This is a genomic window from Klenkia soli (genome assembly GCF_900103975.1).
Classification (GTDB): Bacteria; Actinomycetota; Actinomycetes; order Mycobacteriales; family Geodermatophilaceae; genus Klenkia; species Klenkia soli.
In genome coordinates this window covers 209,989-233,484 of sequence record NZ_FNIR01000011.1, presented here as the reverse complement: position 1 = coordinate 233,484, position 23,496 = coordinate 209,989, and the positions used below count along the sequence as shown (strand labels likewise).

General features: G+C 74.7%; 29 protein-coding genes and 1 riboswitch. Of the genes, 10 read left to right on the top strand and 19 right to left on the bottom strand.

Features of this window, described 5'->3' with window-relative positions:
* The coding region (locus BLS67_RS17885; protein WP_131801769.1) for an integrase core domain-containing protein at nt 1-342 on the top strand (342 nt) is incomplete at its 5' end.
* On the opposite strand, the gene BLS67_RS17880 is transcribed toward BLS67_RS17885, so the two are convergent.
* Complete coding sequence (locus BLS67_RS17880) at nt 339-1,184, bottom strand: alpha/beta fold hydrolase (RefSeq protein ID WP_091247654.1); 846 nt, start codon at nt 1,182-1,184, stop codon at nt 339-341. The two genes, BLS67_RS17885 and BLS67_RS17880, sit on opposite strands and share 4 nt — an antisense overlap.
* Complete coding sequence (locus BLS67_RS17875; RefSeq protein WP_091247652.1) at nt 1,181-2,008, bottom strand: ATP-grasp domain-containing protein; 828 nt, start codon at nt 2,006-2,008, stop codon at nt 1,181-1,183. Before BLS67_RS17875 ends, BLS67_RS17880 begins: the two co-directional genes overlap by 4 nt.
* An 83-nt stretch (nt 2,009-2,091) precedes the next feature.
* Here BLS67_RS17875 and BLS67_RS17870 point away from each other — a divergent pair, with 83 nt between their 5' ends.
* Together BLS67_RS17870 and BLS67_RS17865 are read left to right on the top strand one after the other, a co-directional pair.
* The gene (locus tag BLS67_RS17870; RefSeq protein WP_091247650.1) at nt 2,092-2,811 is read left to right on the top strand and encodes a glutamine amidotransferase-related protein; all 720 of its coding nucleotides are present in this window, start codon (nt 2,092-2,094) and stop codon (nt 2,809-2,811) included.
* A gap of 230 nt (nt 2,812-3,041) precedes the next feature.
* Nucleotides 3,042-4,619, top strand: a complete 1,578-nt coding sequence (locus tag BLS67_RS17865) for a DEAD/DEAH box helicase (RefSeq protein WP_242654170.1) — start codon at nt 3,042-3,044, stop codon at nt 4,617-4,619.
* Here BLS67_RS17865 and BLS67_RS17860 read toward each other — a convergent pair.
* Genes BLS67_RS17860 through BLS67_RS17850 form a run of 3 tightly spaced genes read right to left on the bottom strand, consistent with a single transcriptional unit; the run spans nt 4,616 to nt 7,094 of the window.
* Nucleotides 4,616-5,044, bottom strand: a complete 429-nt coding sequence (locus BLS67_RS17860) for a GNAT family N-acetyltransferase (protein WP_091247647.1) — start codon at nt 5,042-5,044, stop codon at nt 4,616-4,618. The two genes, BLS67_RS17865 and BLS67_RS17860, sit on opposite strands and share 4 nt — an antisense overlap.
* On the bottom strand, nt 5,041-6,552 hold the full coding sequence (locus BLS67_RS17855; RefSeq protein WP_091247645.1) for a flotillin family protein: 1,512 nt from the start codon (nt 6,550-6,552) through the stop codon (nt 5,041-5,043). Before BLS67_RS17855 ends, BLS67_RS17860 begins: the two co-directional genes overlap by 4 nt.
* A complete protein-coding gene (locus tag BLS67_RS17850; protein WP_091247643.1) occupies nt 6,549-7,094 on the bottom strand; it encodes an NfeD family protein in 546 nt (181 codons plus the stop codon). Before BLS67_RS17850 ends, BLS67_RS17855 begins: the two co-directional genes overlap by 4 nt.
* 117 nt (nt 7,095-7,211) lie before the next feature.
* Nucleotides 7,212-7,306: riboswitch (TPP riboswitch) on the top strand.
* On the opposite strand from BLS67_RS17850, the gene thiM reads away from it, so the two are divergent.
* The 4 genes from thiM to BLS67_RS17830 all read left to right on the top strand — a co-directional run bounded on the left by thiM (nt 7,299) and on the right by BLS67_RS17830 (nt 10,259).
* A complete protein-coding gene (gene thiM / locus BLS67_RS17845) occupies nt 7,299-8,105 on the top strand; it encodes a hydroxyethylthiazole kinase (protein WP_091247641.1) in 807 nt (268 codons plus the stop codon). It overlaps the preceding riboswitch by 8 nt.
* Nucleotides 8,102-8,740, top strand: a complete 639-nt coding sequence (gene thiE, locus BLS67_RS17840; RefSeq protein ID WP_091247640.1) for a thiamine phosphate synthase — start codon at nt 8,102-8,104, stop codon at nt 8,738-8,740. The genes thiM and thiE overlap by 4 nt, the downstream gene beginning before the upstream one ends.
* Nucleotides 8,737-9,585, top strand: coding sequence for a bifunctional hydroxymethylpyrimidine kinase/phosphomethylpyrimidine kinase (gene thiD, locus BLS67_RS17835; RefSeq protein ID WP_091247638.1), 849 nt, complete (start codon nt 8,737-8,739; stop codon nt 9,583-9,585). The genes thiE and thiD overlap by 4 nt, the downstream gene beginning before the upstream one ends.
* Complete coding sequence (locus BLS67_RS17830) at nt 9,582-10,259, top strand: TenA family protein (protein ID WP_091247637.1); 678 nt, start codon at nt 9,582-9,584, stop codon at nt 10,257-10,259. Before thiD ends, BLS67_RS17830 begins: the two co-directional genes overlap by 4 nt.
* Here BLS67_RS17830 and BLS67_RS17825 read toward each other — a convergent pair.
* Nucleotides 10,178-11,527: a DNA polymerase IV gene (locus tag BLS67_RS17825; RefSeq protein WP_165617646.1), complete on the bottom strand. Its 1,350-nt coding sequence runs from the start codon at nt 11,525-11,527 to the stop codon at nt 10,178-10,180. The genes BLS67_RS17830 and BLS67_RS17825 overlap by 82 nt on opposite strands.
* Before the next feature lie 18 nt (nt 11,528-11,545).
* On the opposite strand from BLS67_RS17825, the gene BLS67_RS17820 reads away from it, so the two are divergent.
* Nucleotides 11,546-12,163: a class I SAM-dependent methyltransferase gene (locus BLS67_RS17820; protein WP_091247632.1), complete on the top strand. Its 618-nt coding sequence runs from the start codon at nt 11,546-11,548 to the stop codon at nt 12,161-12,163.
* Here the strand turns inward: BLS67_RS17820 and BLS67_RS17815 are convergent.
* Nucleotides 12,123-13,001 (bottom strand): NAD(+)/NADH kinase, encoded by an 879-nt coding sequence (locus BLS67_RS17815; protein ID WP_091247630.1) that lies wholly within the window; start codon nt 12,999-13,001, stop codon nt 12,123-12,125. The two genes, BLS67_RS17820 and BLS67_RS17815, sit on opposite strands and share 41 nt — an antisense overlap.
* Entirely contained in the window at nt 12,998-13,996 is a 999-nt protein-coding gene (locus BLS67_RS17810; protein ID WP_091247627.1) for an SPFH domain-containing protein, read from the bottom strand. The genes BLS67_RS17815 and BLS67_RS17810 overlap by 4 nt, the downstream gene beginning before the upstream one ends.
* A gap of 79 nt (nt 13,997-14,075) precedes the next feature.
* Between BLS67_RS17810 and BLS67_RS17805 the strand changes: the two genes are divergently transcribed.
* Nucleotides 14,076-14,747, top strand: coding sequence for an NUDIX hydrolase (locus BLS67_RS17805; RefSeq protein ID WP_091247625.1), 672 nt, complete (start codon nt 14,076-14,078; stop codon nt 14,745-14,747).
* A gap of 48 nt (nt 14,748-14,795) precedes the next feature.
* Here BLS67_RS17805 and BLS67_RS17800 read toward each other — a convergent pair whose 3' ends face one another.
* The gene (locus BLS67_RS17800; protein WP_091247624.1) at nt 14,796-15,185 is read right to left on the bottom strand and encodes an MmcQ/YjbR family DNA-binding protein; all 390 of its coding nucleotides are present in this window, start codon (nt 15,183-15,185) and stop codon (nt 14,796-14,798) included.
* 26 nt (nt 15,186-15,211) lie between these two features.
* Complete coding sequence (locus BLS67_RS17795) at nt 15,212-16,021, bottom strand: alpha/beta hydrolase fold domain-containing protein (RefSeq protein WP_091247723.1); 810 nt, start codon at nt 16,019-16,021, stop codon at nt 15,212-15,214.
* 75 nt (nt 16,022-16,096) lie between these two features.
* Between BLS67_RS17795 and BLS67_RS17790 the strand changes: the two genes are divergently transcribed.
* Entirely contained in the window at nt 16,097-16,555 is a 459-nt protein-coding gene (locus tag BLS67_RS17790; protein ID WP_091247622.1) for a cupin domain-containing protein, read from the top strand.
* Here BLS67_RS17790 and BLS67_RS17785 read toward each other — a convergent pair.
* From BLS67_RS17785 to BLS67_RS17745, 9 genes are all read right to left on the bottom strand, one after another.
* Nucleotides 16,539-17,240 (bottom strand): VOC family protein, encoded by a 702-nt coding sequence (locus tag BLS67_RS17785; RefSeq protein ID WP_242654169.1) that lies wholly within the window; start codon nt 17,238-17,240, stop codon nt 16,539-16,541. The two genes, BLS67_RS17790 and BLS67_RS17785, sit on opposite strands and share 17 nt — an antisense overlap.
* 89 nt (nt 17,241-17,329) lie before the next feature.
* Nucleotides 17,330-18,190 carry an aminoglycoside phosphotransferase family protein gene (locus BLS67_RS17780; RefSeq protein WP_207500706.1) on the bottom strand — a complete coding sequence of 287 codons (861 nt, stop codon included), beginning with the start codon at nt 18,188-18,190 and terminating at the stop codon, nt 17,330-17,332.
* A complete protein-coding gene (locus BLS67_RS17775) occupies nt 18,190-18,744 on the bottom strand; it encodes a phosphotransferase (RefSeq protein ID WP_165617645.1) in 555 nt (184 codons plus the stop codon). Before BLS67_RS17775 ends, BLS67_RS17780 begins: the two co-directional genes overlap by 1 nt.
* Nucleotides 18,745-18,794: 50 nt before the next feature.
* Nucleotides 18,795-20,165 (bottom strand): replicative DNA helicase, encoded by a 1,371-nt coding sequence (dnaB, locus tag BLS67_RS17770; RefSeq protein WP_091247617.1) that lies wholly within the window; start codon nt 20,163-20,165, stop codon nt 18,795-18,797.
* A gap of 557 nt (nt 20,166-20,722) precedes the next feature.
* Nucleotides 20,723-21,178 (bottom strand): 50S ribosomal protein L9, encoded by a 456-nt coding sequence (rplI, locus tag BLS67_RS17765; RefSeq protein WP_091247616.1) that lies wholly within the window; start codon nt 21,176-21,178, stop codon nt 20,723-20,725.
* A 2-nt stretch (nt 21,179-21,180) separates the two neighbouring features.
* Nucleotides 21,181-21,417: a 30S ribosomal protein S18 gene (gene rpsR, locus BLS67_RS17760; RefSeq protein WP_056296079.1), complete on the bottom strand. Its 237-nt coding sequence runs from the start codon at nt 21,415-21,417 to the stop codon at nt 21,181-21,183.
* Between the two features lie 28 nt (nt 21,418-21,445).
* Nucleotides 21,446-21,943: a single-stranded DNA-binding protein gene (locus tag BLS67_RS17755; RefSeq protein ID WP_091247614.1), complete on the bottom strand. Its 498-nt coding sequence runs from the start codon at nt 21,941-21,943 to the stop codon at nt 21,446-21,448.
* A gap of 2 nt (nt 21,944-21,945) precedes the next feature.
* Entirely contained in the window at nt 21,946-22,233 is a 288-nt protein-coding gene (gene rpsF, locus BLS67_RS17750; protein ID WP_091247719.1) for a 30S ribosomal protein S6, read from the bottom strand.
* A 120-nt stretch (nt 22,234-22,353) separates the two neighbouring features.
* The gene (locus tag BLS67_RS17745) at nt 22,354-23,370 is read right to left on the bottom strand and encodes a hypothetical protein (RefSeq protein ID WP_091247612.1); all 1,017 of its coding nucleotides are present in this window, start codon (nt 23,368-23,370) and stop codon (nt 22,354-22,356) included.
* Nucleotides 23,371-23,496: the final 126 nt, after the last annotated feature.

Genomic DNA, 23,496 nt, shown 5'->3' with positions numbered 1-23,496 from the left:
TCAGTGGCCTGGTTCGCCGCCCGCGGGGTCACCGTCCAACGGGTGCTGTCCGACAACGGGTCTGCCTACCGGTCCTTCGCCTGGCGCGACGCCTGCGCCGGCCTCGGGATCGTGCACAAGCGCACCCGCCCCTACCGGCCACAGACCAACGGCAAGATCGAACGGTTCCACCGCACCATGGCAGAGGGCTGGGCCTACGCCCGCTTCTACGACTCCGAACAACAACGCCGCGACGCCCTGCCAGGATGGCTGCACTTCTACAACCACCACCGGCCCCACAGCGCCACCGGAGCCCTACCGCCGATCACCCGGCTGGACAACCTGCCTGGACATCACAGCTAGCCCTCGACCTGGGCCAGGAAGCGCCGCACCGCCTCGGTGAACACCTCGGGGGCCTCCGAGTGCACCCAGTGCCCGGCGTTCTTCACCCGCACCAGCCGCACCCGCGGGAACAGCTCCTCCATGCGTGGCCGGTCCTCGTCCAGCACGTAGGTGGAGTCCGCCCCCGAGATCCACAGCACCGGGCCCTCGAACACCGCACCCGGCGGCGGCTCCGGGAACCCGCGCAGCTCGCCGAGGTCCCGGGCCAGCAGGGGAAGGTTCAACCGCCAGCGCCAGCCGGTCGTGCCGTCTCTGACGAGCGACTGCAGCAGGAACGCCCGCACCATGTCGCTGGGCACCGCGGCCCGCAGCGCGGCGTCGGCGTCCTCCCGGGTGGCCAGCCCGGTCAGGTCGATCGCCCGCATCGCGGTGATGAAGGCCGCGAACGGCGAGGCCTCCTCGTCGGGGTCGTCGGTCCGGCCGCCGGTCTCGGGGTACACCGACGGCGAGATGTCGACGACCACCAGGGCGCGCAGCAGCTCCGGGTGCCGCAGGGCCAGCTGCATCGACACCTTGCCGCCCATCGAGTGCCCGACCAGCGTCACCGGCTCGCCGAACCCGGCCAGCAGCTCGGCCAGCTGCTCGGCCATGTCGACGTAGTCGACCCGGTCGGTCCACGGCGAGTGCCCGTGGTTGGGCAGGTCCACCAGGGTCACCCGGTGGCCGCTCCCGTCGGCGGGGTCGGCCAGCCGGCGCGCGACCGTCGTCCAGTTGCGGCCCTGGCCGAACAGGCCGTGCACGAACGCGACCCGCGGGCCGGCGTCCCCGATCGTCCGGGTGGCCAGCGCCTGGTCGGCGGTCACCGGGCGCCGGCCAGGGCGGTGAGCAGGTCGGCCGCGGGGGAGCTGACCGGTCGGTCGCTGACCTGGCCGTCGCCCAGCTCGACCACCCGCCAGGCGCCGTCGGTCCGGGCCACCAGGTCGACGGTGACGAAGGGCAGACCCAGCGCTGCGACGCCCTCGGCCGCGAGGTCCAGGTCGGCACCGGCCGGCACCTCGCCCGGGGTGTCCGGGTGCGCGGTGACCAGGGCGCAGCGGCCGTCGACCCACCAGGTGCGCGCCTCGGGACCGGTGAACGACTCGAACCGGCGCACGACCACCGAGCCCACGAGGTCCTCGCCGCGCAGCTCCAGGAACCGGTCGCGCACCCGCCGGGCGGCCACGACGTCGGTGACGTCCGGGACGAAGCAGGCCTCGTGCCACGAGTGCTTCAGCGACTTGCTGTGGTCGCGCAGCACCGCGCCGCCGCTGCCCAGCCACGCCGGGTCGCCGTCGGTGTCCCAGCGCGACTCCGGGGTCACCCCCGCGAGCGCCGCGTACCAGCCGGGCAGCTCGTGCGCGGTGCGGTACTGCTCCGCCGAGGTGCGCAGCACGACGTCGCGGTCAGCCAGCGCCCCGGCCATCGCGGCGTACTGCTCGGACCGCAGCATCCAGCCGCGGTAGACGGCGTCCCCGTCGGCCGGGACACCCCGCACGGCCCGGGCGGGGTCGCCGTCCAGGCGGGTCAGCTCGTCGTGGTCCACCAGCGCCGTGGGCAGCCCCAGCTCCCGGGCCGCGGCCGCCTCGGGCGCGAAGTGCCCGTCCACCCGGCGGGGCGCGAGCGGATCACGGGGCAGGAGGAGCAGCACGGGACCAGTGTGACGGCACCCGGTGCGGTGATCCCGTGTCGTCGCCCGGTGGCGGTCGGGGCTGCCCCCACAGTGTCCCGGTGATGAGCGGACAGGCGGTGGTCTGGGCGGGCAGCGGCACGGCGTGGCCCTCCGTCGGGTGGGGCGAGCCGGTCGCCGACCTGCTGGTGCGGATGGGCTGGCAGGTCGACGTCGTCCCGTGGGGGGACCCGGCGGCCGAGCACCAGGGCCGGCTCGACGTCCTGCACGTCTTCAGCGGCGGCCTCGAGCCGGTGGGCTCCGGCACCGCCGCGATGGCCGACCGGCTGGACGCGGTCCGCGCCGGGATCGGGGCGGCCGAGGGCGGCCGGGCCTGCGTCCTGGGGATCTGCCTCGGCGCCCAGATGATCGCGGCGGTCAGCGGCGGCGTGCTCCCGGAGCCCGTGCCCGGCGGCGGCGAGGTCGGGACGGCGACGCTGCACGGCCTCGACCTCCCCGACCTGCACGTCCCCGACCTGCACGTGGCCACCGCGCACGTGCAGCAGGTCCCCGAGGCCTACCTGCGGACGCCGGGCGTGCAGCTCACCTGGACCGGCAACGTCACCCGCGTGCAGGGCTTCACGCTGGGCGCCCGGGTCGCCGGCGTCCAGTTCCACCCCGAGCTGGACGCCGCCGAGGCCGCACGGGCCGGCCAGGCGTTCACCGACCTGGTCGGCGTGCCGTCGGCCGACCTGGCCGAGGGCGAGCTGGACCCCGCCCGGTCGCTGGGTGCGGTGCTCGCCACGGCCGGGGCGCACCGGCTCGCCGCGTCGCTGGCCGCCTGAGCCTCCCCGGGGACGTCGTACCCCTCGCCTAGCGTCGGCCGGGTCCGTCCCCGCCCCTGCTGAGGAGTCCCGTGCCCGGTCGCCGCCGTCGCGCCACCACGACCCGGGGAGCCGCGCCCCGCACGGCGGCACCCCGCAAGGCAGCACCCCGGAAGTCAGCGCCTCGCACGGCGGCCCCGGAGGGGGCGCGGCCGGTCGCCGGGTCGGGGGAGCGGGTGTGGGTGCTCGCGGTGCCGTTCCGGGCCCCGGCCCCCGGCGCGGTGTGGGACAAGGAGCTGCAGGCCCACGTCTGGGTCGGGGCCACCCCGCCGCCCGAGCTCGCGCCCTACGTGCCCGGGCCGTACACGTTCGAGCGGTTCCTCGAGGACGAGCTCAACGCGACCCCGCGTCCGGTGCCGGCCGGGCACCGGATGACCCCGCGCGCCGAGCAGGTCAGCGGGGCGGCGGCCATCGCGGCGCACGAGGCCGCCGGCGGACGCATGTTCCTGCTGGGCGACGACCCCGGGGTGGGCAAGACCGGCACCGCGGTCCTGGCCGTGCAGCAGATCGCGGCCCGCCGCGGGGCCCGCACCGTGCTGGTGGTGGCCGACCGGCCGGCCGCCATCACCGTGCCGCACTGGACCCGGTCGATCACCGCGTTCGGGGCCGGCGACCTGCGCTGGTGCGTGACCACCTGGGATCGCCTGGCCAAGGTGCGCGACCTGCGGTTCGACGTCGTGGTGGCCGACGAGGCGCACATGGTCAGGCACACCACGACCCAGCGGTGGAAGCACTGGAAGGCGGTCTCGGGCTCCGGTCGGGTGAAGGACGCCCCGTTCGTGCTGCTGGCCACCGCCACCCCGGCGCACTCTCCGCTGGAGCTGCCCTACCTGGCCCCGCACCTGGCCCAGCTGCACGACGAGCCGCTGCGCGCGTGGTCCGACCTGCCGACCAAGCTCGCCGAGCACGGGTTCCACGTGGAACGCGGCCGCTACGGCAGCACCTGGACCGAGGACCCCGACGAGCGCCGCGCCGACCTCGCCGCGCTGCGGGGGTGGCTGACCGACACCGACCCGCCGTCCACCCTGCACCGGCCGGCGCCGTGGGGTCAGGTGCAGGTCACCGGCACGCCGGTGGCGCTGACCCCCGCCGAGAGGGCCCAGTACGAGGGCGGCTGGCAGGAGTTCCGGGCCGAGATGCAGCTCGCCCGGCGGGCGAAGCAGACCGCACGGGGCCGCGCCGCGCTGCTGCGGTTCCGGCAGAAGGCCGGGCTGATCCGGGTCGCCGCGACCGTCGACTGGGTGAAGGCCCAGGTCGAGGCCGACCGGCAGGTCGCGGTGTCGGTGGAGTTCGTCGAGACCGCCGCCGACCCCATCCGGCAGGCGCTGCTCGACGCCGGGGTGCCGGTGTCGGGCATCTACGGCCGCGACCGGTTCGACGTCGAGGCCGAGCGGCTGCGCTTCCAGACCGGGGAGTCGCGGGTGTGCGTGTTCACCGTGACCGCCTCGATCAGCCTGCACGCCGGCGAGCAGCTCCCGGGCGGTCGGACGGCGTCCACCGCACCGCGGGTGGGGCTGTTCCACCAGCCGCGGTTCTCCGGCATCGGCGCCCGGCAGGTCACCGGCCGCACCCACCGCGACCACCAGGTGTCGCCGTGGCGGATCGCGTTCGCCGAGGACACCGTCGAGGAGCAGGTGGCCAAGGTGATGGTCGAGCGGCTGGCGGTCACCGGCTCGACCGCCGGCGGCGACACCGCGGGCCTGCAGCAGATCGCCGAGCTGCTCGACGCCGACTGGCTCCCCCCGGCCAGCCTCACCGGCGCGGACTAGCGAGCGGTCATCCGCATGGGCAGGTGGGGGATGCCGTCCTCCACGTAGTCCGGGCCCGAGCGCACGAACCCGAACCGGCCGTACCAGGCCTCCAGGTAGGCCTGGGCGCCGATGTCGACCGTGCGGCCGGCGCACAGCTCCAGCCCGCGGCTGACCAGCTGGGCCGAGAGCCCCCGGCCACGGGCCGACGCCGCGGTGGCGACCCGCCCGATGGCCCGGTCCTCGCCGTTGTCCAGCACCCGGATGCAGGAGACCGGGACGCCGTCCTCGGCGACCCAGACGTGGACCGTGCCGGGCTCGGTGTCCCGCCCGTCCAGCTCGGGGTAGGGGCAGGACTGCTCGACCACGAACACGTCGACCCGCAGCTTGAGCAGCCCGTACAGCTCGACCGGGGTCAGCTCGGCGAACCGCTTCTCGACGATCACGCGCCGTCGACCGGAACCCGGGTCACGCCGTCCCCGACGTGATCGGCCGCCGCGCCGGACAGCCGCTTGAGCATGGCGGCCATGTCGATCCCCGTCAGGTCGCCGGACAGCTGCAGGCCCTGCGCCACGTTCGAGGCCACCGACCGGGACAGCGACCCCGGGCCGTCGGCGCTGATCACGGTCATCTTGTCCACGCTGGACAGCGGCGCGGCCGCCGCGGCGACGACCTCGGGCAGCACCTTGACCAGCAGGTCCAGGATCGCGGCCTCGCCGTAGGTGCTGAACGCCTGCGAGCGGGCGTCCATCGACTCGGCCTCGGCCTTGCCCTTGGCCAGGATCGCGGCGGCCTCGGCCGAGCCCTCGCGCTCGACGGCGTCGGCGATGGCCTGGCGGCGCAGCTTCTCGGCCTCACCGCGCTTGGCGCCCTCGATGGCCTCGGCCTCGGCGAGGGCCGACCGGCGGGCCCGCTCGCCCTCACCGGAGAGCTTGGCCTGCTCGGCCGCGGCCTGGGCGCCGGCGATGGTGGCCTGCCGGTCGGCCTCGGCGGTGAGGATCTTCGAGTTCTTGCGGCCCTCGGCCTCCTGCTCGACCCGGTACCGCTCGGCGTCGGCCGGCCGGCGCACCTGGGTGTCCAGCTGGGCCTGGGTCAGCGTCGCCGTGCGCTCGGCGACCTTCTCCTGCTCGGCGAGCACCTGCTGGTCCTGCGCGGCCTGCGCCAGCGGGCCGGCCGCGGCGGCGCGGGCCTTGGCGGCGTCGATCTCGGCGTCGATCTCGGCCTGCTTGAGCGCCAGCTGCCGCTGGGAGACCGCGATCGCCTCGTCGGCGAGGAGCTGCTCCTGCTGGGCGGCCTGGCGGGCGCGGGCCTCGGCGATCGAGGCCTCCTTGAGCACGCGGGCGGCCTCGGGGCGGCCCAGGTCGGCCAGGTAGGTGCCCTCGGCCTGGATGTCCTGCAGCTGGAAGGTGTCCAGCACCAGACCCTGGCCGGTCAGCGAGGACTCGGCCTCCTCGGCGACGGCGGAGGCGAACGCGGCGCGGTCGCGGATGATCTCCTCGATCGTCAGCCGGCCGACGATCGAGCGCAGCGCGCCGGCGAGCACCTCCGAGGTGAAGGTGTCGATGCCGGCCTGCTGCTGCAGGAAGCGCTGGGCGGCGGCCCGGATCGAGGCCTCGTTGCCGCCGACCTTGACGATCGCGACGCCCTCGAGGTCGCACTTGACGCCCTGCTTGCTCACCGCGCCCCGGATCCCGACCGGGATGCGCCGGCTGGAGAGGTCGAGGGTGTGCAGCTTCTGCACGACGGGCAGCACGAAGATGCTGGCGCCCATCACGACCTTCTGGCCGCTCATGTCCCGGCTGACCGAGCCGTCGGCGCCGGTGACCGACCGGCCCTGCCGCCCGGTCACCAGGAAGGCCTGGTTGGGCCCGGCCACCTTGATCCGCGAGAGCACCAGGAGCACGAGCAGGACGACGAGGACGGCGATGCCGCCGATCGCGATGAGCAGGGTCACGGGGTGGGGCCTCCAGACGGTTCCGGTGCGGTCGAGACGACCTCCACCGAGGTCGGCGACGGGGTGTCGACGACGTAGACGGGGGTGCCGGCGGGCAGCGGGACCTCGCTGCGCGCGGCGTACTTCAGCTGCTGGCCGTGCACCGAGAGCCGCACCTCGCCGAACCCGCCGGCCGGGACGGCGGAGACCACCACGCCCTGGGTGCCGAGCAGATCACCGCTGCTGAGCGTGGGCGAGGTGTTCATGTCCCGCAGGCCGCTCGCCAGCTTGACCGCGCCGGCCGCCAGCGGGAGCGCGACCACCACCCCGACCAGCAGGCACACCAGCACGGTGACGGCACCGGGCAGCGGGGGCAGCAGCGCCGAGGCGGCCGCCCCGCCGAAGCCCACGCCGCCGACGAACGCCGCGATCGCCGGCAACGAGAACGGGCCGTCGGCGTCGGGGTGGCCGAGGTGCCCGATCTCCCCGCCCAGCAGCGCGAGCAGCAGCACGCCGACACCGACGCCGCCCACGGCGAGGAACGCGATCGAGACGGGGTCCAACGGGCTCCTCCCGGGCGGGCTGCGGGCGCCCAGCCTCACAGAGCGCGACCGATGCGAGCAAGGCGGGTGCCGGAACCACCACCGGGCTCACCCGATCAGGCGAACCGTGCCAGGATCGGGAGCGGCACGGGGTGCCCCATCCGGGGGCTGAGATGACACCCGTCGAACCTGCTCCAGTTCGTACTGGCGAAGGGATGTCGCGGCATGAGCCGTTCCACGACCGCATCGTTGATGGCCGCCCGGGCGGCCCTGACGCAGACCCGGCCCCTGGTGCACTGCCTGACCAACACGGTGGTGCAGACCATCACGGCCAACGCCCTGCTGGCCGTCGGCGCGTCCCCGGCCATGGTGGACGCCCCCGAGGAGGCCGCGGAGTTCGCCGGCATCGCCAGCGCCGTGCTGGTCAACGTCGGCACGCTGAACGCCCGCACGGCCGAGGCCATGCGCGCCGCCGCCGGCCGGGCGTCCGCCGACGCCCGGCCCTGGGTGCTCGACCCGGTCGCGGTCGGTGCGCTCGGCTACCGCACCCGGCTGGCGGCCGAGCTGCTCGACCACCGCCCGGACGTCGTCCGCGGCAACGCCTCGGAGGTCATCGCGCTGGCCGGCGCCGGGGCCGGCGGGCGCGGCACCGACAGCACCAGCGGGGTGGACGACGCCGCGGCGGCCGCCGGCGACCTCGCGCGGCGCACCGGCGGCGTGGTCGCGGTCAGCGGCGAGGTGGACCTGGTCACCGACGGCACCCGCACCGTCCGCGTCGGCGGCGGCCACCTCCTGCTCACGCGCACGACCGGCGCCGGCTGCGCCCTCGGTGCGCTCACCGCGGCCTACGTCGCCGCGACCGGCTCGAACCTGTGGGGCGCGGTGGCCGCCCACGCCCACGTCGCGCTGGCCGCCGAGCGGGCGGCGGCGGTGTGCACCGGCCCGGGCTCGTTCGCGATCGCCTGGCTGGACGCCCTCGACGCGGTCGGCCCCGACGACCTCGCCGATGCCGACGTCCGGGACCAGGCATGACCCGCCGGCTGGACCCCACCCTCTACCTGGTCACCGACACCGTGCTGTGCGCACCACGGTCGGTGCCCGAGGTGGTGGCCGCCGCGGTCGCGGGCGGGGTGACCGCCGTCCAGGTGCGGGACAAGACCGCCTCCCGGCGCGACCTGCTGGCCCTGACCCGGGCGGTGCAGCAGACCTTGGCCGACCGGCCCGGGGTGGCGGTCGTCGTGGACGACGCCCTGGACGTCGCGCTGCTGGCCGGGGCGGACGGGGTGCACGTGGGCCAGTCCGACCTCCCGGTCGCCGAGGTGCGGGCACTGGCCCCGCAGCTGCACCTCGGGCTGTCCGTGGGCACTCCCGCCGAGCTGGCCGCCGCCCGCGACCTCCCGCCCGGCACCGTCGACCTGCTCGGCCTGGGCCCGGTGTGGGCCACCCCGACCAAGCCCGACGCCGCGGCCGCCCTGGGGCTCGACGCCCTGGCCGAGCTGGTCCGCGGGGCCGGTGGGACGACGACCGTGGCCATCGGCGGCATCCACGCCGACCGGGCCGCCGACGTCGCCGCGACCGGGGTCGACGGCATCTGCGTGGTCTCCGACATCTGCGCGGCGGGGGACCCGCGGGCAGCCGCCGAGCAGCTGCGGGCGGAGCTCCGATGAGCGCTCTGGTCGCCCTGACCATCGCCGGGTCCGACCCCAGCGGCGGGGCCGGCATCCAGGCCGACCTGGCCACCTTCGCCGGGCGCACCACCTACGGCACCGCGGTGCTCACCGGGCTCACCGCGCAGAACACGCACGGCGTCACCGGGGTGCACCCGGTGCCGGCCACCTTCGTCACCCAGCAGCTCGAGACCCTGCTCGACGACGTCACCGTGCACGCCGCCAAGACCGGCATGCTCGGCTCGGCGGCCGTGGTGCACGCCGTCGTCGAGGTGCTGTCGCGGCGGTCGGTCGGCCCGCTCGTCGTCGACCCGGTGATGGTGGCGACCAGCGGGGACCAGCTGATCGACGACGACGCGGTCGACGCCCTCCGCACGGCACTGCTGCCGATCGCGGACCTGCTGACGCCGAACGTGCCCGAGGCGGCCCGGTTGTTGCACGTGGAACCAGCGCGGACCGTCGACGACCTGCGCGACCAGGCCGTGGCGCTGGTCACGCTCGGCCCGGGCGCGGTGCTGGTCAAGGGCGGTCACCTGGCCCGCGACCTGGGCGAGAGCGTCGACGTCCTCGCCGTCCGGGAGCCGGACGGGACGACGGCCGTGCACCTCAGCCGGCGTCCGCTGGTCGACACCTCGAACACCCACGGCACCGGCTGCACGCTGTCCGCGGCGCTCGCCGCGGAGGCCACGACGGCCGGCGCAACCGGGGTGGCGCCGGACTGGCCGGCACTGGTCGAGCAGGCCCGGGACGTGCTGCAGGCGGCGCTGCTGCACGCCGACGAGCTGCACGTCGGGTCGGGCAACGGCCCGGTGTCGCACGGCGCGTACGCGTGGGGCGAGCTGTGAGCTTCACCGACGACGCCTGGGCCCGCACCGCCGCGCTGCGCGACGAGATCGACGCCCTGCCCTTCCTGGCCGAGCTGGCCGACGGCTCGCTGGCCGCCCCGGCCTTCCGGTTCTACCTGGAGCAGGACGCCCTCTACCTGGCTGGGTACGCGAAGGCCCTGGCCCTGCTGGCCGCCCGCGCCCCGGACCCGCAGGCCGCGGCGTTCTGGGCGGGCTCGGCGCAGACCGCCGCGGTGGTCGAGACCCAGCTGCACGGCGACCTGCTCGGGCTGCTGGGCGGGGGACCGCGGGCCACCGAGCACAGCCCCACCTGCCTGGCCTACGTCTCCTACCTGGTCGCCACGGCCGCCACCGAGCCCTACCCGGTGGGCTGCGCGGCCGTGCTGCCCTGCTTCTGGGTGTACGCGCACACCGGCGCCCGGCTGGCGGCCACCGCGCGGGGAACCGAGGGCCACCCGTACCTGCGCTGGGTGGCCACCTACGACGACCCCGCCTTCCAGGAGTCGACCCGGCGGGCCCGCGAGCTCACCGACGCAGCGGCCACCCCCGAGCTGGCTGGGCCGATGCACCGGGCGTTCGCCCTGGCCACCGCCTACGAACGCGACTTCTGGGCCTCCGTCCCGCGCCAATCGGGCGGGTCGGCGGGGGAGAGCGCGGGGTCGTCGCCGGCGTAGGTGCGCACCGGGCCGGGCGGGGTCAGCGGGCCCTCGAAACGCACGGTGACCCGGTTCAGGCCGCTGCCCCACACCCACCCGCGACCCATCTCGGCGTGCTCGACGTCCTGCCCGGGGTGCCACTGCCGGGTCGCGGGCTCGGGCTCGGCGACCACGTCGACGTCCTCCTCCAGGACGGCGACCGCGGGCTCGGGGTCCTCCGCGAACAGGTCACCCTGCACGTAGGTGGCCAGGCCCGAGACGCCGACCCCGAGCAGCCGCACCCCGCCCGTGCGGTCGATCCCGGCCAGCAGGCGGCGGGCGACGTCCCCGACGGTGCGGGCGTCGTCGAAGGGCTGGGTCAGCGTCTGCGACCGGGTGAGGGTGGTGAAGTCGTACCGGCGGAACTTCAGGGTGACCGTGCGGCCGGCCGTGCCGTCCTTCTGCAGCCGGCTGACCACGCGCTGGGCCAGCGAGCCGATCTCGTGCTCGAGCGCGGCCAGGTCGGTGAGGTCGGTGGCGTAGGTGCGCTCGGCGGAGACGCTCTTCGCCTCGCGGTCGGGCACGATCGGACGGTCGTCGTCGGCCCGCGCCAACCGGTACAACCCGGAGCCGTGCGCCTGGCCCACCAGCCCCACGAGGTCCGACAGCGACCGCTCGTGCAGGTCCGCGACGGTGCGGATGCCCACCGACGACAGCCGGTCACCCGTGGCCGGGCCGACCCCGGGCAGGGAGCGGACCGGCAGCGGGTGCAGCACGTCCAGCTCGCTGCCGGCGGGGATCACCAGCAGGCCGTCGGGCTTGTCCAGCTCGCTGCCGATCTTCGCCAGGGTCTTGGACGACGCGATGCCGACCGACCCGCGCACCCCACCGGTCGCGGTGTGCAGGCGCTCCTTGAGGTCGGTGGCCAGGGCGGTGAGGGAGTCGACGTCGGTGGCGTGCCCACCGGCGGCCAGGTCGACGTAGGCCTCGTCCACGCTGACCTGCTCGACCAGCGGCGAGAGCTCGCGCAGCAGGTCCATCACCACCCGCGAGGTGATCGAGTAGGCGGCGAACCGGCCGCCCAGGAACGCCGTCCCCGGGGGGCACCGACGGCGGGCCTCGGCGGCGGACATCGCGCTGCGGGCCCCGTAGGCGCGGGCCTCGTAGGAGGCGGTGGCGACGACGCCGCGACCACCCGTGCCGCCGACCACGACCGGCTTGCCGCGCAGCGAGGGCTTGTCGCGCTGCTCGACGGCGGCGAAGAAGGCGTCGAGGTCCAGGTGGAGCACGCTGGCCTCGGATCGCACCCCCTGCATGATGCCCGCATGACCGAGAACGCGAGCTGGGCCGCGATCACCGCCGAGGACCCCGACCACTCGCAGTGGTACGTCGACCGGTTCCGCGGCCTGGCGGCCGAGGGCGCGGACCTGGACGGCGAGGCCCGGCTGGTGGACGCACTGCTCCCGCGCGGCTCCCGCGTGCTGGACGCCGGCTGCGGGCCGGGTCGGGTCGGCGGCGCGCTGCACCGCGCCGGCCACCTCGTCACCGGTGTGGACGGCGACCCCGTGCTGGTCGCCGCCGCCGAGGTCGACCACCCCGGCCCCCGCTGGCTGGTCGACGACCTGACCACGTTCGACCTGGGCGAGACCTTCGACGGCATCGTCTGCGCCGGCAACGTGATCACCTTCGTCGAGCCGGCCCTGCGCCGGGCTGCGCTGACCCGGCTGCTGGCCCACCTCGAGCCCGGGGGCCGCCTGGCGATGGGCTTCGGCGACCACCGCGGCTACGGGTTCGCCGAGTTCCGCGCCGACGCCGCCGCCACCGGCTGGGCCGAGGACCTGCTGCTGGCCACCTGGGACCTCCGCCCGTGGACGCCGGACGCCGGTTTCCTGGTCGCGCTGCTCAGACCAGCCGCAGCTGCTGACGCGCGCGCGACACCGTGACCTGCTGACCCCACGACGGCGTGAGCCGGTCGGCCTCCAGGCCGTCGCCGAACACCACCAGCTGGTCGCTCTCCACGGTCAGCACCAGCTCGGCGTCGCCGCCCAGCAGGCCCTCGGTGCAGGTGGTGCCGGTGACCGGCGAGGGCCACGCCTCCCGCACGAACCACGCCAGGACGTCGTCCTCGGGCCCCGGCAGCGTCAGCCCGCTGCGCCGCTCGAGCCAGGCCGACCGGCACCAGCCGGTGGCCCCGGTGCCCGTGGAGACCAGCACACCCGACGACGCCTGCCGCTCCGGGCCGCACCCGGGCACCTGCAGCCGGTAGCGGGCGGTCTGGTGGGTGGGCTGGCCCAGGTACAGCTCGTTGAGCGCGGTCAGGGTCTGCCCGTCGTCGGTGCGGGCCTGCACCATCGTCCGGGCCTGCGCGCCGGCGCGGGCGGCGAGCAGCTCGCCGACGTCCTGCGCCCCGTGCCGCACCAGCACCCCGGCGTTGCGGCCGGGTTCGGGGTCGACGCCGACCACCGGCTGGCCGTCGAGGTACTTGGCCACGTTGGCGACCAGCCCGTCCTGCCCCACCACGAGCACGACGTCGTCCGGGGCGAAGAGGAACCGCGGCAGGTCGGCGCGCTCCACGCTGCCCCGTCGCCAGTCCAGCGGTACCTGGGCCAGCGCCCGGGTGACCGCGGCCCGCTGCGCGGCGTCGTGCGCGGCCACCTCGGCGACGTCCCGGCCGCGGCTGCGCAGGAAGAACTCGGCCTGACCGCGGGTGCCGTGCCGGGCCACCAGCTCGGTGAGCTCGGTGGCCCGGTGCACGAGCACCACGCGGGGGGCCAGGGTCACCGGTCGGTCCCCAGCTTCGCCAGCAGCCCGGTGAGCACGTCCGGGCTGACGGTGAGGTTCTGGATCTGTGGCAGGTTGCCCGCCAGCTGCCGCAGGGCCAGCGCGTGCACGGTCTCGACCGGCATGTCCACCCAGACGGCCCACTCGGCGCGGTTGGCCGCGCCGCGGGCCTCGCCCTGCACCCGGGTGCGCTCGGCCTCGACCACCGCTGCGGCGCGGTCGCGGCGGGCCTTCGACTCGGCCGCCACCTCGGCCGCGGCCGCGGCGTTCTCGGCCTCCCGCCGGGCGTTGACCCCGCGCTGGCCGACCAGCTCCTCCTCGCGGCGTGCCAGCTCGACCTGGTTGGCCAGCTCGTTCTCGCTGATCGCCCGCTCGCGCTCGACCGCGGTGGCCCGGCGGGCGTAGGTCGCGGCGTCCGCGTCGGCCTGCACCTGCTCGCGGGTCGGTGTGCGCAGCGCCCGCTCCACCTCCGGTTCGGGCCGGATCGCCACCACCCGGACGTCGACGACGGCGATGCCGGTCTCCACGAGCCGGGCGTCGGCGGCCAGCCCGGTGGCGACGGCCGCCCGCACCGGACCCACCCCGGCGGTGAGCACCGTGGTCAGCGCCCCGCCGGCCACCAGGTCGATGGCGTGCTGCTGGGCCGACTCGGTGAGCAGGCCGGCGACCTGCTCCAGCGGGGTGCCCCGCCACGTGCCGGTGTCGGGGTCGACCGAGAAGTCGACCCGACCGGCGGCCAACGCGGGATCGGTGAACCGGAAGGTCAGCGTCATCTGGACGGTGACGTCCTGGAAGTCCGCCGTGCGGGCGTGGAAGAGCAGCGGCAGCTCGCGGTCGTCGACCGGGACCTCGCTGAGCACGGCCGAGAGCGGGCGGAACCAGAAGCTGGCCCCGGTGCCGGCGTGCCGCAGCCGGCCGGCGGTGACGTGCTGCACGTGGGCGGTCGCCGATCCGCGCAGGTGCCGCACGAAGGGGTAGCGGGCGATGTCGGCCATGTCTGCCTCCAGTTGTTGTCGTCAGCACGACGATAAGCAGGAGCACGGCTTGTCGTCAACGTGACGCTAGGGTGGGCGCGTGGCGTTCCCCCCGTTCGCGGTGACCGTGGACCTCGTCGTGCTGACCGTGCGCACCGACGAGCTGTGCGTGCTGCTGGTGCGCCGCGGCGAGGAGCCGTTTGTGGGGCGGGACGCGCTGCCCGGCGGCTTCGTGCGCCCCGACGAGGACCTGGGGACGGCGGCCGCCCGCGAGCTGGCCGAGGAGACCGGGCTGGTGGTGGGCCACCTCGAGCAGCTGGCCACCTACGGCGACCCCGCCCGCGACCCCCGCCAGCGCGTGGTCACCGTCGCCCACCTGGCTCTCGTGCCCGACCAGCCGGCACCGACGGCGGGCACCGACGCCGCCGACGCCCGCTGGGTGCCCGTCGCCGCGGCCCGCGACCTGGCCTTCGACCACGACCGGGTGCTGGCCGACGGCGTGGAGCGGGCCCGGGCCAAGCTGGAGTACACCGCGCTGGGCACCGCGTTCTGCGAGCCGGAGTTCACCGTGGCCCAGCTGCGCCGGGTCTACGAGGTGGTGTGGGGCCGCCCGCTGGACCCCCGCAACTTCCACCGCAAGGTCACCGGCACGCCGGGTCTGCTGGCGCCGACCGGCGAGACCACCACCCGGGACGGCGGCCGCCCGGCCCAGCTGTACCGCCGCGGCTCCGCCGACCAGCTGCACCCACCCCTGCTGCGCGCCGACACCTGACCCGTCCCCTGCCGGTGACCACGGACCTGTGCGCGCGGCACACCGCGGTCAGGTGTCCCGGGGTCCGTGATCGCGCAGCAGCTTGGGCGAGGCCTGCACCCGCCAGGCGTCCTCGACGAGCTCGGCGAGCAGGGTCGGCTCGACCTCGTCGAGGCGGACCAGCACCGCCGGGAACCCGTCGAAGTGCGGGATGGTGAAGCAGACCTCGGGCTCGGCGGCCAGCAGGTCGGCCTTGCCGCCCTCGCCGTCGACCCGCACGGCCATGACCTCGCCGTCCGGCACGGCGTCGCCGAGGTCGGCACGGTCCTTCTTCCCCAGCGGACGCACCCAGACGAAGGTCTTCCCGGCGACCTTCCAGCAGCGGTTGCCCCAGGTCGTGCTCTCCTCGACCGAGGGCAGAGCGGTCGCGATGCGCTCGACGTCGTCCCAGGTGGCCATGCGGCCCACCCTGGCGCGGACCGGGCTCAGCCGGCAAGGGCCGCCCGTACGCGGTCGGCGACCTGGGCCATGGTGTCGCGGGCGCGCACCGGGTCCTCGGTGAGGAAGTAGTGGTCGACGCCCGGGGTGTCGTGGTGCCAGACGTCCACGCCGGCCTCGCGCAGCCGCTGGGCGTACCGGACGCCGTCCGGGCGCAGGGTGTCCCGCCCGGCGGTGAGCACCAGCGCCGGCGGCAGGCCGGTCAGGTCGGGGGCCAGCAGCGGCGAGGCGTAGGGCTCGCGCCGGCTCTCGACGTCCGGGAAGTAGACCCGCCGCACCAGTCCGCGCAGCGAGGGCGAGATCATCCCGGCCCCGGCCGGCACCTCGGAGGCCATGTCCAGCGCGGGGATGCCGAGCACCTGCAGGGCGGGGGAGAAGGAGCTCCGGTCGCGGGCCATCAACGCCACCGCCGCAGCCATCCCGCCGCCGGAGGAGAAGCCGCCCACCGACACGCGGTCGAACCGGGTGGCCAGCTGCTCGGCGACGTCGTGCGCCTGCTCCTGGGCGACCGGGTAGGCGACGTAGGGGCCGGTGCGGAAGTCGACGTTGTGCACCACGGCGCCGGTGGTGGCGGCCAGGTACCGGCACCACCAGTCGTCCATCTGCGGGTACCGCATCAGCCAGGCACCGCCGTGCAGGTGCACGTGCGCCGTCGTCCCCTCCCCGTACACGTGCACCGGCACCCGGCCGTGCCGCGTCCCGACGTCGACGACGGACGGCGCGGGCAGCTCCGACCCCGCGAACCGGAGCTCCTCGCCGTACCGGACCGTCCACCGCGCGGTCGCGTGCATCGCCATGGCCTGCACCCGGTCGCTGATCCGCACACCCGGCGTTCGTGGCGGACCGCTGATCGGTTGGGGTAGGACAGCTGCGTGAGCTACCTGCCCGATCCGGCGACGATCTCCCGGCACGCCGACCAGGAGGTCGCCGGGCAGACCCGGTTCCTCGCCACCGGCGCCCAGACCCGCGGCGACTTCGGCCTGTTCGAGGTCACCCTCCCCGCGGGTGGCGGCGGGCCGGGGCCGCACGTGCACCGCACGTTCAGCGAGTCCTTCCACGTCCTCGAGGGCCGGCTCGCCGTCCTCTCCGGTGACACCTGGACGACGGCGGGGCCCGGTGACCTGGTCTACGTCCCCCGGTCGGGGGTGCACGGCTTCCGGGCCGCGGACGCCGACGCCGGCTGCCGGTTCCTGATCCTGTTCACCCCCGGTGCGCCGCGGGAGGACTACTTCCGCGGCATGGTCGAGCTGCGCGCCGGGGGCCACGTGCCCACCCCCGAGGAGCTGGACGAGCTGGCCGCCCGGTACGACCAGCTCAACCTGCGGGACTGACCTCGGCGGGTCGGTCGCGGTCCTGCCAGGTGCAGACGCAGACCTCGTTGCCCTCGGCGTCGGCCAGCACCCAGAACGACCGGGCCTCGGCGTCGGAGAGCAACCGGCCCCCCGCGGCGAGCGCGGCGGCCACGCGGGCGTCGGCGACGTCGTGCGGCACGGTGATGTCCAGGTGGATCCGGTTGCGCTGCGGCCGCTCGGCGTCCATCTGCTGGAACCAGACCGCCGGCAGCCGGCCGGCCGGGTCGACCAGGGCCTCGTCGTCCCCCGGCTGCGGGACCATCGCCAGCACCGCCGCCCAGAACGGCAGCAGGGCGGGGATGTCCAGGGCGTCGATCGCGACCTCGAGCTCCTGCGCGTCGCCGATCCGCGGGTCACCGACCGGGGCGACCGGCCGGTCGACGACGGCGCTGATCCGCCGAGCGAGGGCGGTGTCGGCCGCGGTGACCGCGCCCCGCGCCCGGTCCTGCAGGGTGAGCCGCAACCGGTCCGAGCGCAGGTCGGCCCGCAGGTGGGCGTCGCCGTCGGCGCCCAGCTCGACGGTGACGGCGGCCAGCAGGCCGGCGCCCTCGGCCAGGGAGTCCAGCGGGACGACGGTCACCAGCTCGCCCAGCAGCAGCCGCCACCCGAGGTCGACCACCGCCTGCTGCGCGTCGGTCCGGCTCAGCGGCGATGCGTCGTCCACGGGGGACATGCTGCCCGGTGGGCGGGAGGGCCGGTCACGGGCCTCGATGTGACCGTCGCGGTGTCCCTGCGCCCGGACCCGACCGGATGTCACATCGAGGGGTCGCCGAGGAGGGCGTCGAGAGCGCGCTGCTGCTCCGCGTGCAGCGGGGAGTCCGTGCCGGTGACCAGCGCCTTCCACAGCGCCCACCCGCGGGCCCGGGCCCAGGTACCCGCGTCGAGGTCGACGGCGTCCCGGAGGGCAGCGCGGCCGGCGTCGCCCAGGGTGGTCCAGGCGACCACCAGGTCGCAGGCCGGGTCACCGACCCCGCAGGTGCCGAGATCGATGACCGCGGCGAGCCGGCCGTCGCGGAGCAGCAGGTTGCCCGGCGCCAGGTCACCGTGGAACCACACCGGATCGCCCTCCCAGGACGTCACCAGCGCACGGGCCCAGATCGCCTCGCCGGCCGCCCGGTCGACGGCGTCCCCGAGCCGGACGAGGGAGTCCCGGACCTCGGCGTCGTAGCAGCTCGGGTGCTCCCCGCGCCGGGAGGAGTGCACGCCGGCGGCCGGACCGCCCGTGGCCGGGGTGCGGTGCAGTTCGCGGACGAACCGGCCCAGGTCGACGCCGAGCTGCGCGTCGTCCACCGCCCCGGCGTCGGGGAGTGCGGCGCCGGGCAACCACCGACGCACCGACCACGGATGCGCGTAGCCGGCTCCGGGGCTCCCCGTGGCCACCACCTCCGGGAGGGCGACCGTGGTGTGCCGCGCGAGGACCGGCAACCAGCGGTCCTCCTTCACCACGGCCGCCGCGTAGCCGGGACCGGCGGGGAGCCGAGCAGCGAGGCCGTCGCCGAGCCGGAAGGTGCGGTTGTCGTTGCCCTGCCTGGCCACCGGCGTGACGGACAGGTCCGACCACCGCGGGAACTGCTCGGCCAGCAGCGTCCGGACGAGCTCCGCGGTCGGTTCCATCAGCTCTCGGCCTCCCACAGGGCGCGGTACCAGGCGATGCGCTCGGCGTCGGGCTCGGTGCCGTAGGCGGCGAAGAACTCCGGTTGGTGGCCCTCGCCGTGGTTCCGGTCCAGGCTCAGCGACGCCACGGCGAGGTCGGCCCAGCGGTCACCGGTGGTGAGGTCGCCGAGGTCCACGTGCCCGACCCAGCGGCCGGCGACGTCGACCAGGGTGTTCGGGGCGCACGCGTCCCCGTGCACGACGACCGGGTCGGTGAGCCGGGGGCGCGGCCCCAGCGCCGGTGGGGTGCGCGTCGCCCAGCTCTCGCCGGCCCGCTCGGCGGGGACGACGTCGAGGGGCAACGCGTGCAGCGCTCGGAGACCGGTCGCGACGGCAGCGATGGCCTCGGTCCGGCGGGCCCGCCAGCGGTCGCCCACGGCGTGCTCACCGGGCAACGGGGCGGTGACCAGCCACTGGGCCTGCTCGTCGGCCCCGTGGCCGACGACGGCCGGGACCGGGTGCACCCCGTCGGGGCCGAGCCGGTGGAACGAGGCCAGGTCGGAGAAGTCGCCCACCTGACCATCAGCGCACGGACAGCTCGTCCGGCGCCATCCGTTTCCGGCGGTCAGTTGGCCATGTCGACGAAGCGGGAGTAGTGGCCCTGGAAGGCCACGGTGACGTTCGCGGTGGGGCCGTTGCGGTGCTTGACCAGCATGATGTCGGCCTCGCCGGCCCGCGGGGACTCCTTCTCGTACATGTCCTCGCGGTGGATCATCATGACCATGTCGGCGTCCTGCTCGATGGAGCCGGACTCACGGAGGTCCGACAGCATCGGCTTCTTGTCCTGGCGCTGCTCGGAGCCACGGTTGAGCTGGCTCATCGCGATCACCGGCACCTCGAGCTCTTTGGCCAGCAGCTTGAGCGCACGGGAGAACTCCGAGACCTCCTGCTGGCGGGACTCGACGCGCTTGCCCGACGTCATCAGCTGCAGGTAGTCGATCACCACGAGCTTGAGGTCGTTGCGCTGCTTGAGCCGCCGCGCCTTGGCCCGGATCTCCATCATCGTCATGTTGGGGGAGTCGTCGATGTACAGCGGGGCGTCGGCGACCTCGCCCATGCGGCGGGCCAGCTTCGACCAGTCCTCGTCGCTCAGCGACCCGGCGCGCATGTGGTGCAGCGGCACCTTCGCCTCGGCCGACAGCAGACGCATGGTGATCTCGTGCTTGCTCATCTCGAGGGAGAAGATGCACGCCGCCTGGTGGTGCTTCACCGACGCGTTGCGGGCGATGTCCAGCCCCAGCGTCGACTTGCCGACGCCGGGTCGGGCCGCGATGACGATCATCTGGCCGGCCTGCAGGCCGTTGGTGAGCTCGTCGAGGTCGCGGATGCCGGTGGGCACCCCGCGGGCGGTGCCGCCCCGGCTGGCGATGGCGTCGAGCTCGTCCATGGTGGGCTGCAGGACGTCCTCGAGGCGCGAGTAGTCCTCGCTCATGCGCTTCTCGGTGACGTCGTAGATCTCCTGCTGCGCCCGGTCGACGATGTCGTCGACGTCGCCCTTGCCGCCCGCGGCGCCGTAGCCGAGCTGCACGACGCGGGTGCCGGCCTCGACCAGGCGCCGCAGCACGGCCTGCTCGGCGACGATCGCGGCGTAGTACCCGGCGTTCGCGGCGGTGGGCGTGGACTGGATGAGCGTGTGCAGGTAGACCGCGCCGCCCATCTTGGACAGCTGGTCGGTGCGGTTGAGCTCGGCGGAGACGGTGATCGCGTCGGCGGGCTCGCCCCGGCCGTAGAGGTCGAGGACGCAGTCGAAGACGATCTGGTGCGCCGGGCGGTAGAAGTCGGCCCCGTGCAGGACCTCGACGACGTCGGCGATCGCGTCCTTGCTCAGCAGCATGCCGCCGAGCACCGACTGCTCGGCGGCGACGTCCTGCGGGGGCTGACGGTCGTACTGCGGAGCCGCGGCCACCGGCCTGCTGAAGTCGTCCGCCAGTGCCACTTCGGTGTGCCCCCATCTGCTGCGCGCGCCTGCCGGGACGGGGCACCGCGGTGCCGCGTCCGTCGTCGTCCTTGGTACCGCGGGGCACCGACAGAACCGGTGCTGACCACCCCGCGCGGTGGATTCCCGGGTGACGCTAGGCAGCCGCCGGCCCGTCGTCCACGAGCGCTGTGCACAGGCCTCTGCACAACCTGGGGACAGAGCCGTGGACGAACGCAGCCTCCGTGTGGAGGGATCCGGGACGGACCGCGGTCATCTGCAGGCCCACCGCCCGCCACCTGCCCGTCGGCTGTCCCCGACCTGTGGACGGAAGATATTTCTTCCCCGCGACCACGCCCGGGCGCGTCGCCGTCCCACCTGCCCCAGGACGACGTCCGGCCGTGGGTCGCCACCGTCCTCCTCCACGGAAGTCCGTCCCTCGTCACCAGATCTGGTGGAGGGGGACGGACTTTCGTGCACCCCCCTGATCAACGCTGGGCGGGGGGGACGGGGGATGGGAACGCCACAGGGGCGCCGGACCTCGTGGTCCGACGCCCCTGTGGAGGGTGCAGGGGCGGCTACGCCGCGACGACCTCGATGGCCAGCGTGGCGCTGACCTCGGGGTGCACCCGCACGGTGACGGAGTGCGAGCCGGTCGACTTGATCGAGCTGGGCAGCTCGACCCGACGACGGTCCAGCGCGGGACCACCGGCGGCGGTCACCGCGGCGACGACGTCGGCCGTGGTGATCGAGCCGAACAGCCGGCCGCCGTTGCCGGCCTTGGCCGGCACGGTGACGGTGAGCGAGGACAGCTGGCCGGCGACCTGCTTGGCCTCGTCCAGGGTCGCCACGTCACGGGCGGCCCGCGCCCGGCGCAGGCCGGCGATCTGCTTCTCGGCACCGCGGGTGGCCTTGATGGCCAGGCCGCGGGGCAGGAGGTAGTTGCGGGCGTACCCGCCCTTCACCTCGACGGTGTCCCCGGCGGAACCGAGGCCGGTGACCTCCTGGGTCAGGATCAACTTCGATGCGCTCATGATCAGCGCGCCGTGGAGGTGTAGGGCAGCAGGGCCATCTCGCGGCTGTTCTTCACGGCCACGGCGACGTCACGCTGGTGCTGGGAGCAGTTGCCGCTGACGCGACGGGCACGGATCTTGCCGCGGTCGGAGATGAACTTCCGCAGCAGGGTGGTGTCCTTGTAGTCGACGCCGGTCGCCTTGTCCTTGCAGAACTGGCAGACCTTCTTCTTCGGCTTGCGAATGGGAGGCTTGGGCACAGGAGTCTCTTTCTAGGGTGTATCGAGATCAGAAGGGCGGTTCGTCCGAGGACGACGCCGGGGTCGACCAGGGGTCGCTGGAGGAGCTGCCGCCCCCGCCGCCGGAGGAGCCGAAGCCCCCACCGCCGCCGGAGCCGCCACCGAACCCGCCGCCGTCGCCGCGGTTGGCCTTGGTGACCTTCGCGGTGGCGTAGCGGAGCGAGGGGCCGATCTCGTCGACCTCCAGCTCGATGACGGTGCGCTTCTCGCCTTCCTTCGTGTCGAAGGAACGCTGCTTCAGCCGACCGCTGACGATGACCCGGGAGCCACGGGTGAGGGACTCGGCGACGTTCTCGGCCGCCTGCCGCCACACGTTGCACCGCAGGAAGAGGGCTTCGCCGTCCTTCCACTCCGACGTCTGACGGTCGAAGGTCCGCGGCGTGGAGGCCACGGTGAAGTTCGCGACGGCGGCGCCGGACGGCGTGAAACGCAACTCCGGGTCGGCGGTGAGGTTGCCGATGACGGTGATGACGGTTTCGCCGGCCATGGTCAGTGGACCTCGGGCCGCATCAGCTTCGTGCGCAGGATGGACTCGTTCAGGTTGAGCTGACGGTCCAGCTCCGCGACCGCAGCGGGCTCGGCCTGGATGTCGACGATGGCGTAGATGCCCTCGACGTTCTTCTTGATCTCGTACGCCAGGCGGCGACGGCCCCAGATCTCGGTCTTCACGGTGCCACCGGAGTTGGTGACGACGGAGAGGAACCGGTCCAGGCTGGGAGCGATGGTTCGCTCCTCCAGCTCGGGATCGAGGATGATCATCAATTCGTAGTGACGCACGGAGAACCCCACCTCCTCTGGTCTTGGCGGCTGCAGGAGATCTGCAGCAGGAGGGCTTGCACGCGTCGCGCCCCCGACTGGCCGATGGTTCGGTCGACCGGGAGCGCAACGACGAAGGTATCAGCCCCGGGTCGTCGCCCGCTGGGCGAGGTGCATGCGGACCAGCGCCGCGGTGACCCCGGCCAGCGCGATCACCGCGGCGAGGGCCGGGACCGACAGCGCCGGGTCGGGGCTGCTGGCGGAGGAGTCCGAGGCGGTCTCGACACCGTCGCCGCTGCCGGCGAGGGCGGACCCGTTCAGCCCGGCCAGCTGGCCGAACACCGGCACGGAGGCGCCGTCGTAGCTGCCCGCGCCACCGCCACCGCCGCTGCCCGGGGAGGACGAGCTGGTCGGGAAGAAGCGCGAGGGGTCGAAGGCCGCCGCCGCGGAGGTGTCGACCGGGGCCAGCTGGCCACCGGACCCCGGCACCCCGTAGGCGTACGCGGTGCCGTCGGTCGTGGGCACCGCGGCGGTGCCGGTCGGGGCGGCGGAGCCGGTGTCGGTCTGGCCGGGGGCCTGCCCGGTGGTGGGCGCCGCGACGGGGGTGGTCGGGACGGCCACCGAGACCGGCGGCAGCGTGGGGAGGTTCGCCGACGGCAGGTTCGGCAGCGGGACCAGGGTGTTCACCACGAACGGGGTGCCCACCGGCAGCGGCGGCAGGGTCGCGATGATCCCGTTGACCAGCTGGTTGAGCAGGGTCGCGGACAGGTTCGTGCCCGAGACCACCCGGTAGGTGTAGGTGATCGCGCCGACCGTGCTGGACGGGAACGTGTAGGCGGCCGACTGGCCGGGCTGCAGGGCCTGCGTCTGGCCGTTGAAGGTGACCGAGATGTCGGTGTAGACCGTCGCGCCCAGCGTGCCGACCAGCGGCAGGGTGAGGCTCGCCGGGTAGGAGGCCACCGAGTTCACGAAGGTCGCCGTGCCGCCGGCGTCGATGCTCACCGTGGGCGGCGTGAGCGTCTTGATCTCCACGGTCGCCGTGGGCGCCGCGGTGGCGGTCGGTGCGGCGAGCACCGACCCGGCCATGGCGAGCAGCCAGCCCAGCGTGAGCACCGCGATGCCGCGCCTGGCCGACCGGCCGATCCGTCCGCTCTGCATGTTCGTGCGCCTCTCCGTCGAGACCCCGTACCGCGGTTACCCGCTGGTAGTACCTACGAGTAACACCTATCACGTCCAGCAACGAGTGTGTGACCTGGGAGATACGCCCGCATCTCGACGTCACCC